We start from the raw sequence: 15283 nt of genomic DNA, 5'->3' as shown, positions 1-15283 counted from the left end.
AGGACGTCGTCAAAGACCCTCCTGCCGAGCCTGGGCTGCTCGTGCAGGTAGAGCCAGTAGGCCAGCTCAAGCATTGCTATGGCCCTCCCCTCCAGGGGGAGGAAGCGCATCATGGAGATGGCCGGCTCGACTTCTCCCCTTTCAAGGAGCTCCTCCACCGCTACCTTGCCCCTCTTGAGAACGTCTTTGATAAGCTCCATTTTGTCTTCTATGTACTTCGCCTGAAGTTTGAAGAATATAGAGGCGTAAACGTCCCTGGCCAGCCCGCAGAACTCCAGTGCAATCTCGTTGGGTATCTCGTCGGCGCTCTTCTCAATTAGCCGGGCGACCTTTATGAGCGATGAAGTGGCCGCCGATGACAGTCCCCGAGAAGCCTGGAGCAGCTCAACGGCCTCCCTGAACAGCTCCAGTCCGTCCCTGTAACGGTCGGAAAGGACGAGGTTCCTCGCTATTCCCGCCAGAACCTCCCCCCGGACCCTCGGCGAGTCTATGCTCCTCGCCATGACAATAGCATTCTCGAAGTACGTCTCGGCGTCCCGATCCCTGTCAAGCGTGTAGAGCGCCCTTCCGAGGATTGAATATGCCAGGGCCCTCTCGGGTGCACCACCAGTGGATTCCAGAGCATCGAGCATATGACTCAAAACTTCGTCCCGCGGAAAGGCCGTCAGGACTTCGGTCAGGGCTATCAGGCGTTTTATCCGATCCTCAACATTCAGCGCGTTCCTCAATGCGTTCTTATAGTCCCCCCTTGATAGGTAAAGCTCCACGGCCTCCACGAGAACCACCAGCCGGTGAAAATAGGGGACGAAAGTAAAAAAGGCTATCGCTAACCCTTGACCTTCCTGTCCCAGTTCTCAAGCATCGTGTCGAGCGCCAGAAGGCTGTTGAGCCTCAGGCGAACCTTCCGGTTTTCCCAGTCTATGGAGCCTTTAAACTCGTTGAGCAGTGCAAACACCTTCTCCGCTTCTCTCGCCGGCAGATTTTTCCCGTAGAACTCCTCGCCGCAGTGGGGGCACCTGAAGACAAAGGACTCGAAGGTCGCCATGAACCGTTCACGGTCCTTGAAAAGCCCCTCAGCGTCCTCAAGGGCGAGCATCTGCTCGATCAGCTCCCCCCAGTCAAGGGCCGTTCCGCAGAGCGGGCACTTCGCCATCAGTCCACCTCCCTCAAAAACCTCTCTATCTCCTTCAGGATTAGCTTGATCCCTTCATCAAGGTTCCCCTTTCCGTTCGCCCCGGCCGCTCCCGCGTGTCCACCACCTGAGCCCTCTATCACCGGTCCGACCTTCTCCATGATTTTACCGAGGTGGAGGCCCTTCTTGACGAGACTCTCCTTTGCCCTCGCCGAAATCCTCACTCCCTTCTTCTCGCTCCCCACAACCGCTATATCAGCCCCGAGCTGGAGGAAGACCTTGCAGGCGAGCGACTCGTAGGCGGAAACCTTCGAGACGGCAATGATGTACCTCCTGAACTTCCTTATCTCCATTCTCTGGCAGGCCTTTAAGACCGCCATGCGCTTCGCCTGGTCGATGTTCTCGTCGCTGACAGGGGCTACAAGCTGGAAAATCTCGCCCATCTGAACCGGGAAGCGCTCCAGCATCTCACTTACCGCTTTGAAGGTCCTCGCGTTGGCGAAGCGGAAGTTGGCGGTGTCGGTGACTATTCCCGCCAGGAGGGCTTTAACGGCGGTCTCGTCGTAGAAGCCGAAGTATTTGAACAGCTCCCAGACTATCTCGGCGGTTGAGGTGCGCGATGAATCAACGACCGCTATATCCGCCCTAATAGGCTTCTCCTTTTCTAAGTGGTGGTCTACGACGATTACGGCCTTACCGTGCGGGATCCCGATGGGTTCGAGCTGTTCGAGGGAGGAGGTGTCGAAGATTACAACCACGTCCTCCTCAACCGCCGGGTTCTTCTCAACGGGAACGGGGGAGAACGCTAAAAGCCGCTTGGCGTAGGAGGAGACGCTCTGGGCGACGCCTATTCTAATCCTCTCGACCCCGATTGATTTGAGGTAGAGGGCGAAGGCTATCGCCGAGCCGAGGGAGTCGGGGTCGGCGTTGTGGTGGCAGAGAAGCAGGAAGGACTTGCCCCCTGAGCGCTCAAGGAAGCGTTTAAGTTTGAGTTTTCCCTTCATTTTAGCCCCTCCAGCAACTCGTGGGCGTCCCTGAGCAGTATCTCAACTTCACTGGCCAAGGGTCACTCCCTCCGTCCTCAGGTTAATGTAGAACGCGGAGTTTATGCTTTTCATAAATTCAAACTCCTCAACGCTCACCACCTTGGGGGAAACGTAGACGCCGTATTTGACAAGGTAATCAACCACCAAATCGGCCAGCTTTCTCTGGTTTTTCCAGGAATCACCTTCAACGATAACGAGGAGGTCTATATCACTCTCCTCGCCGGCCTCCCCTCTCGCGACTGAGCCAAAAAGGATTATCTCCACGAGGTCTTTTCCAAGCAACTTCTTGGCGTCCCTTGCAAAAGCCTCGGCGATCTTCCTGTAGTCCATGCTCCCACCGTCGTGTTTTACTAAAAACTGGATTTAACCCTTACCCGCAATCTCCCTCAGCTTCCTCTCAACTGCCTCGTAGGCCTTCTCGACGGCCTCCTCTATCAGCCCATCGACGTCCACCCTGACGAAGACCGGAACCTCCAGGTAAACCTCTATCTCAAGGTCGAGGGTCTCGTCGCGGTTTATCCTCATCGTCACCTCGATGTCCTTCACGTCGCTCCGGTTGAGGGTGTCGAAGACGTGCTTTATCACCGTCTCCTGGGCGATCTCGCCTATCTCCATCAGCTGCTCCTCGCTCAGCTCCGGCAGACCGATGTGGATAACCCTCCTTCCGCTGCTTCCCTCGTCCATCGCTCTCACCCCGAAGGAAAAGAGAAGAGGTCAGCCCGCGGTGGGCCTGAGGGCGGACTGTATCTGGGCGGTGAGTTCCTTGAGCTTCTCGTTGAGCTTCTTCTCCTGCCTTTCGAGGGCGTTGAGCCTGACCTCCAGCGTCTCGACCTTCTCCTTCAGCTCCTCGACGGCCTTGCCCTTCTCGGTCTTGACGATGAGCGTTCCGACGGTCTTGTATATGGTAGCTCCATCATCGACCTTCTCGATCTCTTCGAGGGCCTTCTTTGCCTCGGTGAGCTCGAGCTGGACCTTCTGCTTCTGCTGAATGACGAGCTGGAGCTGCTGCTGGTAGCTCTCAAGCTGACCGAGCATGGCCTGAACCTGGGGTGGAATGTTCTGCATTAACAACACCTCCGTAATCGCGATGCCGGGTTAGAATAAGGGGCGGGCTTTAAATAGTTTCGGCTAAACTTCTAGGGAATCCATAGCCACCTTTATCCACCGGAGGTAGGAGTTCAGCGTTCCGCGCAGGGCGGAGTTGTCCCTGGCGAGAAAGCGGATTACTATCCTGTTCCCCTCGCGGAGGAACTCTATCCTGCTTCTCCGGTAAGGCACGCTCTCGTGCTCGTAGAGGACGCTCTCATGAACTATTCTCGCGGTTTCCTCATCGGGAAAGGCGAGCTCGATCACTCCTTCGATGGGCCACGCTTCAGAATCGCTTCCTTGTAGTCCCATCTCCGCCCGTCCTCCATTATCCATATCTTGACGCTTATGAGCGGGCCGACGGCCTTCTCATTCGTGACGTCGAGGCGGTAGAAGTTGACCGCCATCCCGCGCGGGTGCCTCTCGATGACGCTCAGGACGTCGGTGTTGTACCTGTCGGCTATGCCGAGGAGCGAGCGCTCCTTCCTCGGGACGAACACTCCTCCGGTGAGTTCTGCAAAAACCTGGGCGAAGGCAACGTGGTCGAGACCAACGCGCTTGGCGGTGGTCACCACGAGGGGCATCTCCTCCCGTATCGGCCTTACGTCCCTGAAACCGATCTCGCGCTGGAGCTTTATGCCGTGGAGGTAGAGATAGCCGAGGTACCCCCAGTCCTCGGGGTCGACCTTGATGAAGGTCATCTTAAGCGGGTTGCCCTTCCAGACGTTGACTATCAAAAGCCTCTCGTAGTTCCTATCGTAGGCTTCCATGAGCAGGTCCTGGACCGTCTTCTTTCCCCGGGTCAGATACAGGGAGTTGGGGAACACTTTCTCCAGGTCGTGCCCGAAGCTCCTCGTTCTTCTGGTGGGTCTGTGGGAAGTCGTTATCAGCATCATGGTCCTCACTTAAAACCCGCTTTGGTCGATAAAAGGCTTTCGAAACGAAAGAATCAGATCGCCTTTACGCGCCTGGCCACCCTCGGCCTGGGCTTGTAGAGTATCTTGCTGCCGCAGTAGGGGCAGCGGACTTCCCTGGTGTTCTCGAGGTCGAGCTCGACCTCCTTTCCACACTTCGCGCAGCGGTAAACTGCCATCACCATAGTTATCACCCTGGAATCAGGTAAAGGAAAGGAATCAGGCCTTGGAGGCCGTGACACGCTTGGCGACCTTTCCCGCCGGAGTGGTCGGCAGGTAGGCACCGCCGGCGAAGGTGGCGCCGCACTTCTGGCACTGCCATATGCCGGTGCTTATCCTCCTGACAGCCTTCCTTCCGCAGACCGGGCAGACGTGCTTCTGCTTCATCTTGGCCTCAACGGCCGCGACCCTTCTTCTAATCTTGAGACCGTACCTGGGACCGTACCTTCCAGCTGAACCAACCTTAGTAGTCCTTCCCATGAGCATCACCCCTAATTATCAACGGTTTTCACGACTGGAGAGTGTTTCCGGGGACGTTTTATAAACCTTTGCCTGGAAACTTTGCCGGGCAAAGTTTCATCAAAGTGTGATTCCTCTGCGAGGCTCCTTTGAAAAGGGATTTCAACACCCAATTTAGTCCTTGGAAAGAGGATTCACTAGACGGAGTTTTTCCCACACGGGTTCCACTTAAACCGCGCTCCTACGGAGCGCTAAAAACTTGAACCCTTCCAAAAAAGCATTTCTATGAGAGAATCCACACTCAAAGATAACTCTCGAAGAAATCCACTCTTGATAGTCATTCCAAAAGGAATCACGAACCTTGATCAAACTTCGCGCAGGCGAAGTTTGTAAGGGGGGCATTTGAGCTGTCGCCCCCCTGGGGGTCCCGACGTCATCGCAACCCAATACTCGTCGGGCATTCGTCCCTATGCATAAAACCTTATAACAGTTGGCCCTACTCTCCCATAGGTGCAGGACATGGCAGGAACGATAAGCAGGATAATCCACTTCCATGATGAGGAGGAGTTCCTGGAGGATATGGACGCGGTGATGGAGCGCTTCTCCTACCTGGCGAGCAAGTACGGCCACAATCCCATAGAAGGCGTTCTCCTGTGGGACTATGTTGGAATCCAGGACGACGAGGGGATAAAGGTCTTCCGCGTCGGGGAGTTTCCCTACTTCGAGGGGACGTTGAAGCTCGACCTTGAAACGCTCCGCACGATGGAGCGTTACTTCGACGAGATGGAGAGCAGGTGGGACGAGCTGACGGTCGAGGAGATAAACTACTTCGTCGAGATGCTCAACGAGGCCCTCGGCGAGCAGCGCGTTTACTACGACGCCTACTCACTCGGCCTGGACAGAAACACGGCCTACATAATCCTCAACCTCGTCTCGCTCAACTACCTCGAGAGCGTTCTCGACGGAGGGGACAGGGAGATATTCGAGGAGGCCGTTGAACTGCTGATGCGGTACCTCTAAGCGCTCAATTGCTTAACTGCATAATTAAATAAATGCAGAATTGTGCAGTTACATGGAGGTGATCGCTTGCTCTTCAAGAAGAGGGGAACCTTCACCGAGGAGGACGCCAGGAAGGTCATCGAGTTTGCCAGTGCGAGGCCGGAGGAGGGGGAACTAATAGTCATGGCGGATAGGATCACAGATGAGGCGAAGAGAAGATTGTGGGATTACGCGAGGGCCGTCAAGCTGATGGCTGACCTGACGGGGGAGGAGCGCGAGGTTAGGGTCGAGATACTCGAGGGCTACGTGAGCGAGAGGGTTAAGGGCATCGACGTGGAGGGGCTGTGAAAAGATGAAGCTGATAATGGCCGAGGTCTTTAACAGCTGGCAGGGTGAAGGGGGAAGCGTTGAAGGCTCAGCATTCGGCAGGAGGCAGATTTTCGTCCGCTTTGCCGGCTGCGACCTTCATTGTAATTATTGCGACTCCAGGGAGTACATCAACGCCTCCCGCGTTTTCCGCTGGCGCTGCGAGGTTGAAGCCTTCACCGGGAAGTTCGAGTACAGGCCGAACCCCGCTTCACTCGGTGAGGTCGTTGAAGCGATACTCCGCCTCGACACCGGCGATATACACTCGATAAGCTACACCGGGGGCGAGCCGACGCTTCAGGTGAAACCGCTTAAAGCTCTAATGGAGGAGATGAAAAGCCTCGGCTTCGACAACTTTCTGGAGACGCACGGCGGCCTTCCTGAACTGGTCAAGGAGGTTGCCGGCCTCACAGATTACGCGAGCGTGGACATAAAGGACGAGACGGCTAGGGCAACTGAAGACTGGCGCTCATTGGTTCTCCGCGAGGTCGAGAGCATAAGGATTCTGAAGGAAGCCGGGGCCAAAGTTTACGCCAAGCTCGTCGTTACGTCCGAGACGAGGCCCGAGAACGTCCGCTGGTACGCGGAGCTGCTGAAGGGCCTGGCTCCCCTCGTAATCCAGCCGAGGGAGCCAATAGAGATAAGCCAGGAAAAACTGATGAACCTTTATCGCGAGGCGGCCCTGGTTATGGGGAGAAAGAACGTCGGGCTGAGCTTCCAGGTGCACAAGTACCTCAACGTCCTCTGAGGTGGGAGCGTGAGGGGCGAGGTACTCATCGTGCTCTCCTTCTTCCTCGTGGCCCTCTCGGCGTATTTCCAGAATTCGGGCGGCGGATTATCCCTCGCGCTTCTCCTGGCGGCGTTCTTCGTGCTCCTCGCGGGGGTTCGGGAGCTTAACCGTTCAAGGCCGTCGAAGCGCACTGGAGACGCCCATCTGATTCTCGGCGTTCTCCTACCAATCCTGCTGTTCCTGAACTATGGAAACCCGCTCTACCTTCTGGCCGGGGCTTTCCTGATACAGGCCTTCTTCTGGAAATCCGAGAAAGCGGTTTTGCTACTCGTTCCCGCGGGCCTGCTGATGGGCTGGCTGGCACTGGGGGAGAACTCTTCCGTTGCAAGGTTCGTCGGTGTCTTCCTGCTCGCCGTCTCCATCGTGGTCGGAACCGCCTCCCTGTACTTCTGGCTCAGGTACAGGTGAGTTTTTAAGCTCCCGACGAAACGGTCCATGGCGATGATGACATTGGCCTTTGGGGTGAACGATGCCCGGGATCGACGGCCTGAGCCTCCGTCAAATTTTTAAGCCCACATCTTTTAGTAACCCCCGGAAAGATTAAGGGGGTGGTGTTATGCCGGTGATAGAGGAAGTGGCTCCCAGGAGCTTCGAGAGGGTCGGCATGCACTCCCACATAAGGGGCCTCGGTCTCGACGAGAACGGAAAGGCGAAGTTCATGGCCGACGGAATGGTCGGGCAGGTTAAGGCGAGGGAAGCCGCTGGGATAGCGGTTGAACTCATCAAGCGCGGCAAGCTCGCCGGCAAGGGAATCCTCCTCGTCGGTCCGACCGGGAGCGGTAAGACGGCAATAGCCATGGGCATAGCGAGGGAGCTCGGCGAGGACGTGCCCTTCGTCCAGATAGCGGGGAGCGAGATATACTCGGCCGAGGTCAAGAAGACCGAGTTCCTGAAGGAGGCCCTCAGGAGGGCGATTGGAGTTAGAATCAGCGAGGAGAGGAAGGTCTACGAGGGCGAGGTCAGGGAGATTAAAATCAACAGGACGAGGCACCCCTTCAACCCCTATGTCGAAATCCCCGAGAGCGTCGTCATAACCCTCCGCACGAAGGACGACGAGAAGACGATTAGGGCCGGCAGGGAGATAGCCTATCAGCTCATGGAGATGGGCGTCGAGGAGGGCGACGTCATACAGATAGACGCCGAGACGGGCAGGATTTCAAAGATAGGCACCACGAAGGAGGAAGAGGGACTGTTCTTCAAGCGCAAGGTGAACCTCCCCAGCGGACCGGTTCTCAAGATAAAGGAGTTCACCTACACCGTTACGCTCCACGACCTCGACGTTGCCAACGCCCGCGGCAATATCTTCGGCCTGCTCTTCAGCACGGGCATGGAGATAAGCGACGAGATAAGGCAGCGCGTTGATGAGACCGTCAAGGGGTGGATAGAGGAGGGGAAGGCGACGCTCGTGCCGGGGGTGCTCTTCATAGACGAGGTCCACATGCTCGACATCGAGGCCTTCTCCTTCCTCGCGAGGGCGATGGAGAGCGAGCTGGCGCCGATTCTTATCCTCGCCACCAACAGGGGAAGGACGAAGATAAGGGGCACAGACATAGAGGCGCCGCACGGAATACCGATTGATATGCTCGACAGGCTGCTCATAATCAACACCGAGCCCTACAAGAAGGAGGAGATTCGGGAGATAGTGAAGATTCGCGCGAAGGAGGAGAAGATAGAGGTGAGCGAGGAGGCCATCGAGTACCTCGCCGAGCTGGGCGAGAAGACCAGCCTCCGCTACGCCGTCCAGCTCCTCGCCCCGGCGAGCGTCCTCGCGAGGGGCGGAAGGGTGGAGAGGGAGCACATCGAAAAGGCCAAGGACTACTTCGCCGACCTCAGGAGGAGCATGGAGTTCGTGGAGAAGCTGGAGGGCATGCTCAGCTGATTTTCCTTCCCCCCATTATCTCCATCAGCTTCCTTGACAGCTTGAGGTGGAATTCGAACTCGTGGTAGGCCCTGTTCTCGGCCGGAAAGACGAGCTTCAGTTCGTTGAGACCCTGCTTGCCGCCGAACTCGCCGAAGACGGTTATCCCGTTCACCTCTATGACGCCGAAGACGGCCGCGAGGTTGAAGAGGAGCGTCCTGAGCTGGTAGGCCGAAACCTCGTGCCTTCCAATCTCCTGCCGGGGGTACCTGAAGAGGAAGTACTCCAGGCCTTCCATCTCGGCCACATCGGTTATCGCTATGTCGGCGGTGAGGAAGACGAGAAGCGTGGGCGTCATGTTGTCGTAGTGCTTCAGGGACTTGACGATTATCTCGTCGTTGTTGTGGGCCGGCTCCTTAACGCTCTCGGCTATTATTATCCTGTCCTTCAGCCTCTCGAACTCCTTGAGGGCTATGTAGGCAGCCTTCCTGCTCCTCTTCGTCCTCCTGTTGCTGAACTCCCTGAGCAGGCTCGCGTTCCTCACCTCGCGCCTTATCTCCTCCAGCTCCCTGTGCCTGTATTTGTAGTTCATCGCGTTCTCTATCTCCTTCTTGACCCCCTCGGCCACGACTATCTGGTACCCGTCGAGGGGTCTGAACCCGGAGATGAAGCGGTGGTAGAAGAGGTTGGTGTCGGGCGCGAAGGCGACGCCCTTCTTGAGCCTCTCGTAGAGTTCAAGGTTCTGGAGGAACTCGTCGATGTTCGCGTACCTCACTATTCCGGCGGATATGAAGCACTCGTAGAAGTCGGTCCAGGTTGGAAGCTCGCTGGAGAGCCTTTCCGGGACCCTCTCGTTGAACTCCCTCCTGCTCACGGTGAGCTCGACGCGGTAGCCGGTTTCTGTCGGCTTCGCCCTCAGCAGGGGAAGGCCGTAGAGGGGATAGCTGACCCTTATTTCCCCCAGGACGTTGAGAAGTATCTGGAGCTCCGGCTTTTCGATGACCTCGCTAATCTCCCTCACTCTCATCACCCAGGAAGTTCTTTATCGGCTGGAGATGGGTTGGAATCATCATGTAGGGCCTGTCCGGGAACTCGGTGTCGAGGAGACCCATGTAGACGATGAAGGACACCGGAAACTCCTTTATCTGGACTATGGCGGCTGCAACGAGGGCCTTCCTGCCGGAGGTTATGTCCAGACCCATGCGGTAGCCCTCGCGCTCCAGCTTCGAGAAAAGTTCCCTGAACTTCCTGTCCGCCACGAAGAACCCGTAGTCCGGCACCACCTCGGTCTCTATCTTCGGGTGGAGGTTGTAGGCCTCAGATATTGCCCTGATTGCCGAGACCACCTTTGGAAGGTTGTGCTTGTACCTCTCCTCGGTGAACACGTATATCCTCTCCGCCTTCCCGCCCCTCGTCAGGAGCTTGTAGTAGGTGTTCACGACCGCCCAGGGGGAGCGGCCGAGAAGGGTTATGTAGGCCACCTTCACCATGGCATATTCCCCCATATGTACGCCACGAGACCATAAACCAGTGCAAGGGCAAATGGAATCCAGGAAATGCGCCTCTTCACAGTTTTGTGGGCTATTAGAAACGGCACAAGGGCAAGGACGAAGTAGCCAGCGCCGTAGGTTTCGTGAATCCCGAAGGAAGTGACCGCAAAGATGAAGAGCAGGGACGCGAGTACTCCAGCTGGAACGGTTAGAACCGTGAGCATAAGCATATCGGGAGCCCTGCTTGACCTTCTCTCCGGGATCAGGATTATCCAGAACAGGAAGCTCAAAACGAGGAACTGGGCGAGCAGTCCCCAGAACGTGACGTCCGGTTCCGGCTCCCCCCTCGACGGCAGGTAGTAGAACCACGTGGCTCCGAAGGCGTAGACGAGCGTCATGATGAGCGATATCCCCCATTTCAGGCGCGGGGGTGAAACGTTTTCCCTCATCTTACCACCTTCACTCAATTAGCACCATCCCGTACAAAACGCTTTCGGAGAAGTCTATCCCGACGAGTTCTCCGATCTCAATCCCTACAGCGTCTATGCTCGGCCTGACCTTCGTTGGAAGCCTGCACGGCTCCCCCCTCTCGAAGGGGCAGTCGTCGCAGAGGTTGCACGAGCCTGGAAAGAGCGCCATCGCGTAGAGCTTCCCCTCCCTGAAGAGCTCGGCCTCGCGCCTGAGCAGGTAGAGGATCGCCTCCCGCTTCTCCTCCTCGAAGCGCTCCATGTCGATTTCGAACTTGATTATCAGGGCCCTCCTGAAGTGCCGCACCCACTCCCTGGTTTCCCTCCAGTCCGGAGCGTGGGGCGGACAGCTTGGCCTCCTTCCGTACATCGGACAGGCCCGGCACTTCCAGACCGGTCTCGGCGAGACGACTATGCTCTCCGCAGGTATCTCCTTCTCCCAGAGCACCTTCATGGGGCATCAAAAGAATATGGGCAACATCTTTAAAAATCAATTCCCGGCCTAGTGAAGTTTTGAAAAGTCTGGTCCCGAAATGTTTTTACGTTTGAAAATCAATTTCTGCATATGAAGAGGTTGATGGTGGTGCTGCTCTTGGTTTTTATTGCCGGTACTGCCGGCTGTACCGCTGAGAAAAAGCCCGATGGAGGGGTAGAAATGGATCTTGAGATAGGTTCGGTGTTTCACAACGGGGACTACATACCCGTCGAGTTCACCTGCGACGGTGAGAACGTGAACCCCCCGATATTCATAGGGCACATAGATCCGAACGCTAAAAGTCTCGTCATCATAATGGACGACCCCGACGCTCCCGGCGGAACCTTCACCCACTGGATAGCCTGGAACATACCGCCGCTGGGGGAAATTCCCAAAGGCGTTCCGCCCCAAGGCGTCGTTGATGCTCCTGTGAAGATGGTCCAGGGGAGGAACGATTTCGGAAAGATCGGCTACGGTGGCCCGTGTCCGCCCAAGGGTCACGGGGTGCACCACTACCACTTCAGGGTTTACGCCCTCGACACAGTCCTCGAGCTTGATCCGGGAGCGAGCAGAAAAGAGCTGGAGAGGGCCATGGAGGGCCACGTGATCCAGATAGGGGAGCTGGTGGGACTGTACGGAAGGGAGTGAGCTACCCCTTCCTCTCCATCAGCTTCACGACGAGGTTTATGGCGCTCTGGAAGGCCGCCAGGAAGTTCAGGGCGAAGAATATCCAGTCCCCTATGATGTAGGAGTAAACAGTTAGCAGCGTCGAAGCGGTGACGTAGATCAGTATAAACTGCATGTTCAGGGGGCATTTCCTCGTTTTTATGGTCTCTATCGTCTGCGGGACCCATGAGCTGACCAGGAGAAGCATTCCAATAAGTCCGATTATCGCTCCGCTCTCCACCTTTTCTCACCTCCCTCCTTGGAGGGGGGAAGCTTAAAAAAGTCTTGTGGCCCCTCCGGTGTCAAAATTCTGGAGAAATCGGCAGAAAATATACAGATTCGCGCTAAAGCTGGCTGGCGAGCCTCGACATAGCCCAGGTCTTGACGTCGTCGTCCATGATGCCGTTGATTATCTCCATCGCCTCGCTCACCTTGCCGGATTTGGCGAGGACCAGCGCCACCTCCGCCTCGACCTTTGACTTATTCGGGAGGTCGGTTATGTACCGGGAAATTCTGAGGGCTTCCTCCGGATTGCCCATGTTCAGGAACTCAAAGGCCAGGCTCATCAGGGCTTTTGTGCTCTCGTCGCGGTTGTCGATGTCGAGGGCCGCCTTAACTGCCCTCTCCAGCGCCTCGTGATAATCCCTCCCCGACTTTGCCACCTCCACGGCTATGTGTGAGAACGCCTTCGATCGTATGTTGCCATCGGGTATCCCCTCAGCCATTTCGAGAGCCTCATCGATCCTGCCTGACTCCACCAGCTTTTGAACGGCCTCGTACAGTGCCCTGGAGCGGTACCACTCCTGCATGATCATCCCCAAAAATTTTGCAACCCGGAGGATTTAAGCTTTCCGCGGCCAAGGTTTATAACTTCCCACGGGAATAAGGTTTGGGTGAGAAAATGAGAAAGCTGGTTTTGATTATTATCGGGATGCTGTTAATCTCGACGGTTTCATACGCCGTTGCAGAGGGGCAGGTGAACCCGGACAAGCTCGACTTTTATATGTACGGTGCAAAGACCTGCCCCCACTGCCGCAAAATGAAGGAGGAGATACCGAGGGTCTACGGAAACGACAGTCTGACGTACTACGAGCTGGTGGACAATACCGAAAACCAGGCACTGTTCGGGGAACAGTACCGGTACACCGGCATATCTGGAGTGCCCGCTATAGGTATAGCCTACGAGGGTGAACTCAAGGCCATAGTTGAGGGGGAATTCAACGTTTCCGCGGCGCCAAAGATAGTGGAGGCCGCCATTGAGAACGACGGCCTCATCCTGGTCATGGGGGGCAAGGCGTACATAATAAAAAACGAAACCATCATCCAGAAACTTCAGGTTATCTACGTTGAGCACAGGAACCCAGATGAGACAGTAACGACGACCACAACACCAATGAATACCACCACGGGTTCATCGGATAACGGGATATGCGGTCCCGGAATACTGGTCGCCCTTGCCGTCATTCCCCTGGTCCTCCGTAAACGGAGGCGCTGACCTTTCGTTCTCAACTTTTTGTTTTAGAAAGCCACAAAAAGAGTGGTGATAACTGACTATCATGAGAAGTGAGGTAAAGGGACTGGCGATAATCCTTCTGGCCTCCTTTGGGGTTAGCTCCCTCGCGCTGTGGGCGCTGGGCATGGTGGACTTTGTACCAAAGTTCTTTGCCCTCGCCATGAGCGACTCGATAAACCCATGCACCTTCGTTATCTACACGATGCTTCTCATAGCACTCTCCGTCAGGGAGGTGTCGAAGAGAAGGCTCTACCTCATCGGTGCGGCCTTCATTGCTGCCGTTTACGTCTCCTACTACCTCCTTGGAGTTGGCCTGCTGTACTTCGCCGGCTACCTCCCCCTGTGGGTCGCGGGGGTTGCCGCAATAGTTTTCGGTGCCTACACCATAGTCACCGGCCTGATGGAGAAGTCCCGCGTCGGGGACAAGAGCAAAATCAGGAGGAAGATATTCAGCAGCGACGCAACGGCCATCGGGGCTTTTACGCTCGGAGTTATAGTCTCCACAACCCTTCTCCCGTGCTCTGCGGGTAGCTACCTCGTCTATGCGATAATAATCTCAAAGGCCGGGAAAGCTCTCGCCTTCCTTCTCCTTGCCCTCTACAACCTCGTCTTCGTGCTCCCCCTGGTTGTCATACTGCTGGCGATGGGGAGCGTCACCGAGAGCAAGCACTTCTCGCAAGCGATGGTGAGGCACAGCAGGGAGCTGTCGGTCATAGCGGGGATACTGCTGATTGCGATAGGGGTGTGGGTTCTTACGGGTGCTTCACTGTAAACCGAGCTTTTCCCTCACCCGTCTCTCAAATTCCGCAAAGTTCGGAACCCCTATGAACTCCACTCTGTTGTCTATGAGTATGGTGGGGGTTCCCATTATGTTGTGCTCCATAGCCTTCCTCTGGCCTTCGGCTGTTGCAACACTTAATTCCCTCGCTATTACGCCTTCGTATTTCCTCTCAAGCTCCTGGGCCATCGCCCACGCTATCGGGCAGTAGGGACAGCCGGGTGACGTTATGACCTCGATGACCACCTTTTTCTTCGGCGTGATCTCTATCATTCCAGCCTTCTTCATGAGTTCGAGCATCTTTTTTCTCCTTATCATTTCAAGCTCGTCCATCCTCTCACCTCCGTTAGAAGAGAGAAAGAAGCAGGTTTAAAAAGAAATTCTTGAAAAAAGCTTCAATCTCAGAACACCCCGCTTCCGAGTCCGCATATCTTCGCGAACGGACAGACGGAACAGTCCTCAGTGTAGGGCTTAAGGTGGGGTTCACCCTTAACGGCCTTCGTTATTTCCTTCGCTCTCTCCATTGCCTCGTCTTCACCCTCCAGCACGAGGGTGACGCTGCCCTCGGCCCCGCCTGCTCCGCCGGCCGCTATCGGTATTGCCTCAACTCCGGCGAGTATCCTGTATGCTTCAACCTCCGTTATCGGGTGGGAGTGGGGTATCGGCACGAGGGCTGAATAAAGCCCGGTTCCCCAATCGAAGGAGTAGATTCCGGTCAGCTTGGCGCTTTCCTCGACAGGTGTTGGCACGAACTTCTCGAGGCTCACAGGCGTTATCGTGAAGACACCCTTCGTTATCGTCCAGCCGAAGGTTTTTCCTATCGTCCCGCCGTCTGGAGCGGCGGCAAAAACGGCGACGTTCCAGTTAATATCTATCGCGTTGGCGCCTTTTATGAACACGTCCTTCGGGCCCATCTGCTTGAGCGCTTCAAGGGGGTCGTCAAACGGTTCCCCCTTGTAGAGGACGAGGTGCTTGGGCCAGGTGGCCTTTGGAGTAACGCAGGTTCTTCCCTTACTGATGACACCAACGGTCCATTTTTCCTTGTCTATTTCCTTTCCTAAGATCTCCTCGGCTATATAGGCCGTGGTTGTGCCGGTGGCAATGTAAACAAACCCGTGCTTGAGGGCATGCTGAACTTCCGGCATAGCTACGACTGCCTTTGCGATAAGCCTCTTGCTCTCCGGAGGGGTGAGGGTTACAAGTGCCCTTTTCATAAGAATCACCAACATTAAAATCTCCATCGA

At 56.0% G+C, this 15283-nt stretch carries 25 protein-coding genes; 8 read left to right on the top strand and 17 right to left on the bottom strand.

What is annotated here, in order from left to right; translation table 11 throughout:
- Positions 1-826: 826 nt before the first annotated feature.
- From E3E42_RS04635 to E3E42_RS04595, 9 genes are all read right to left on the bottom strand, one after another.
- Positions 827-1153, bottom strand: coding sequence for a hypothetical protein (locus E3E42_RS04635; protein ID WP_167902979.1), 327 nt, complete (start codon positions 1151-1153; stop codon positions 827-829).
- Positions 1153-2136, bottom strand: coding sequence for a bifunctional oligoribonuclease/PAP phosphatase NrnA (locus tag E3E42_RS04630; RefSeq protein WP_167902978.1), 984 nt, complete (start codon positions 2134-2136; stop codon positions 1153-1155). Before E3E42_RS04630 ends, E3E42_RS04635 begins: the two co-directional genes overlap by 1 nt.
- A 48-nt stretch (positions 2137-2184) precedes the next feature.
- On the bottom strand, positions 2185-2508 hold the full coding sequence (locus tag E3E42_RS04625; RefSeq protein ID WP_167902977.1) for a nucleotidyltransferase domain-containing protein: 324 nt from the start codon (positions 2506-2508) through the stop codon (positions 2185-2187).
- Positions 2509-2541: 33 nt separating this feature from the next.
- Positions 2542-2862 carry a DUF3194 domain-containing protein gene (locus E3E42_RS04620; RefSeq protein ID WP_167902975.1) on the bottom strand — a complete coding sequence of 107 codons (321 nt, stop codon included), beginning with the start codon at positions 2860-2862 and terminating at the stop codon, positions 2542-2544.
- A gap of 30 nt (positions 2863-2892) precedes the next feature.
- A complete protein-coding gene (locus E3E42_RS04615; RefSeq protein ID WP_167773444.1) occupies positions 2893-3243 on the bottom strand; it encodes a prefoldin subunit beta in 351 nt (116 codons plus the stop codon).
- A gap of 63 nt (positions 3244-3306) precedes the next feature.
- Positions 3307-3576, bottom strand: coding sequence for a KEOPS complex subunit Pcc1 (gene pcc1 / locus E3E42_RS04610; protein ID WP_167902973.1), 270 nt, complete (start codon positions 3574-3576; stop codon positions 3307-3309).
- Complete coding sequence (locus E3E42_RS04605; protein WP_167903181.1) at positions 3528-4160, bottom strand: ribosomal biogenesis protein; 633 nt, start codon at positions 4158-4160, stop codon at positions 3528-3530. The genes pcc1 and E3E42_RS04605 overlap by 49 nt, the downstream gene beginning before the upstream one ends.
- 53 nt (positions 4161-4213) lie before the next feature.
- The gene (locus tag E3E42_RS04600) at positions 4214-4363 is read right to left on the bottom strand and encodes a DNA-directed RNA polymerase subunit P (protein WP_012571411.1); all 150 of its coding nucleotides are present in this window, start codon (positions 4361-4363) and stop codon (positions 4214-4216) included.
- Positions 4364-4397: 34 nt separating this feature from the next.
- The gene (locus tag E3E42_RS04595; protein ID WP_014012168.1) at positions 4398-4658 is read right to left on the bottom strand and encodes a 50S ribosomal protein L37ae; all 261 of its coding nucleotides are present in this window, start codon (positions 4656-4658) and stop codon (positions 4398-4400) included.
- Positions 4659-5156: 498 nt separating this feature from the next.
- Here E3E42_RS04595 and E3E42_RS04590 point away from each other — a divergent pair, with 498 nt between their 5' ends.
- The 5 genes from E3E42_RS04590 (at position 5157) to E3E42_RS04570 (ending at position 8671) form a co-directional block, all read left to right on the top strand.
- Complete coding sequence (locus tag E3E42_RS04590) at positions 5157-5657, top strand: hypothetical protein (protein WP_167903179.1); 501 nt, start codon at positions 5157-5159, stop codon at positions 5655-5657.
- Positions 5658-5723: 66 nt separating this feature from the next.
- The gene (locus E3E42_RS04585) at positions 5724-5984 is read left to right on the top strand and encodes a hypothetical protein (RefSeq protein ID WP_167902971.1); all 261 of its coding nucleotides are present in this window, start codon (positions 5724-5726) and stop codon (positions 5982-5984) included.
- A 4-nt stretch (positions 5985-5988) separates the two neighbouring features.
- Positions 5989-6750: a 7-carboxy-7-deazaguanine synthase QueE gene (locus E3E42_RS04580; RefSeq protein ID WP_167902970.1), complete on the top strand. Its 762-nt coding sequence runs from the start codon at positions 5989-5991 to the stop codon at positions 6748-6750.
- Between the two features lie 9 nt (positions 6751-6759).
- Positions 6760-7200: a hypothetical protein gene (locus E3E42_RS04575; protein ID WP_167902969.1), complete on the top strand. Its 441-nt coding sequence runs from the start codon at positions 6760-6762 to the stop codon at positions 7198-7200.
- A gap of 148 nt (positions 7201-7348) precedes the next feature.
- Positions 7349-8671 (top strand): RuvB-like helicase, encoded by a 1323-nt coding sequence (locus tag E3E42_RS04570; RefSeq protein WP_167902968.1) that lies wholly within the window; start codon positions 7349-7351, stop codon positions 8669-8671.
- Here the strand turns inward: E3E42_RS04570 and E3E42_RS04565 are convergent.
- The 4 genes from E3E42_RS04565 to E3E42_RS04550 are packed head-to-tail and all read right to left on the bottom strand — an operon-like array spanning position 8664 to position 11061.
- The gene (locus E3E42_RS04565) at positions 8664-9671 is read right to left on the bottom strand and encodes a PIN domain-containing protein (protein ID WP_370519594.1); all 1008 of its coding nucleotides are present in this window, start codon (positions 9669-9671) and stop codon (positions 8664-8666) included. The two genes, E3E42_RS04570 and E3E42_RS04565, sit on opposite strands and share 8 nt — an antisense overlap.
- Positions 9658-10140, bottom strand: coding sequence for a hypothetical protein (locus tag E3E42_RS04560; RefSeq protein ID WP_014788072.1), 483 nt, complete (start codon positions 10138-10140; stop codon positions 9658-9660). Before E3E42_RS04560 ends, E3E42_RS04565 begins: the two co-directional genes overlap by 14 nt.
- Positions 10134-10589, bottom strand: a complete 456-nt coding sequence (locus E3E42_RS04555) for a hypothetical protein (RefSeq protein ID WP_167902966.1) — start codon at positions 10587-10589, stop codon at positions 10134-10136. Before E3E42_RS04555 ends, E3E42_RS04560 begins: the two co-directional genes overlap by 7 nt.
- A 10-nt stretch (positions 10590-10599) precedes the next feature.
- Positions 10600-11061, bottom strand: coding sequence for a DUF2284 domain-containing protein (locus E3E42_RS04550; protein ID WP_167902965.1), 462 nt, complete (start codon positions 11059-11061; stop codon positions 10600-10602).
- A 201-nt stretch (positions 11062-11262) separates the two neighbouring features.
- On the opposite strand from E3E42_RS04550, the gene E3E42_RS04545 reads away from it, so the two are divergent.
- Positions 11263-11730, top strand: a complete 468-nt coding sequence (locus E3E42_RS04545) for a YbhB/YbcL family Raf kinase inhibitor-like protein (RefSeq protein ID WP_167903177.1) — start codon at positions 11263-11265, stop codon at positions 11728-11730.
- Position 11731: 1 nt separating this feature from the next.
- Here the strand turns inward: E3E42_RS04545 and E3E42_RS04540 are convergent, their stop codons facing one another.
- Positions 11732-11989, bottom strand: coding sequence for a membrane protein (locus E3E42_RS04540; RefSeq protein ID WP_014788068.1), 258 nt, complete (start codon positions 11987-11989; stop codon positions 11732-11734).
- A gap of 103 nt (positions 11990-12092) precedes the next feature.
- Entirely contained in the window at positions 12093-12557 is a 465-nt protein-coding gene (locus E3E42_RS04535; protein WP_167903176.1) for a type IV pilus biogenesis/stability protein PilW, read from the bottom strand.
- Between the two features lie 92 nt (positions 12558-12649).
- Between E3E42_RS04535 and E3E42_RS04530 the strand changes: the two genes are divergently transcribed.
- Both E3E42_RS04530 and E3E42_RS04525 read left to right on the top strand, forming a co-directional pair.
- Positions 12650-13243 carry a CGP-CTERM sorting domain-containing protein gene (locus E3E42_RS04530; protein ID WP_167902964.1) on the top strand — a complete coding sequence of 198 codons (594 nt, stop codon included), beginning with the start codon at positions 12650-12652 and terminating at the stop codon, positions 13241-13243.
- 61 nt (positions 13244-13304) lie between these two features.
- Positions 13305-14033, top strand: coding sequence for a cytochrome c biogenesis protein CcdA (locus tag E3E42_RS04525; RefSeq protein ID WP_167902963.1), 729 nt, complete (start codon positions 13305-13307; stop codon positions 14031-14033).
- Here the strand turns inward: E3E42_RS04525 and E3E42_RS04520 are convergent.
- Both E3E42_RS04520 and E3E42_RS04515 read right to left on the bottom strand, forming a co-directional pair.
- Positions 14025-14372, bottom strand: coding sequence for a thioredoxin family protein (locus E3E42_RS04520; RefSeq protein ID WP_167902961.1), 348 nt, complete (start codon positions 14370-14372; stop codon positions 14025-14027). The two genes, E3E42_RS04525 and E3E42_RS04520, sit on opposite strands and share 9 nt — an antisense overlap.
- 68 nt (positions 14373-14440) lie before the next feature.
- Positions 14441-15253: a hypothetical protein gene (locus E3E42_RS04515; RefSeq protein WP_167903175.1), complete on the bottom strand. Its 813-nt coding sequence runs from the start codon at positions 15251-15253 to the stop codon at positions 14441-14443.
- Positions 15254-15283: the final 30 nt, after the last annotated feature.

It is taken from the genome of Thermococcus sp. JdF3 (assembly GCF_012027495.1).
GTDB lineage: Archaea > Methanobacteriota_B > Thermococci > Thermococcales > Thermococcaceae > Thermococcus.
This window is presented reverse-complemented; position numbering and strand designations above follow the sequence as displayed.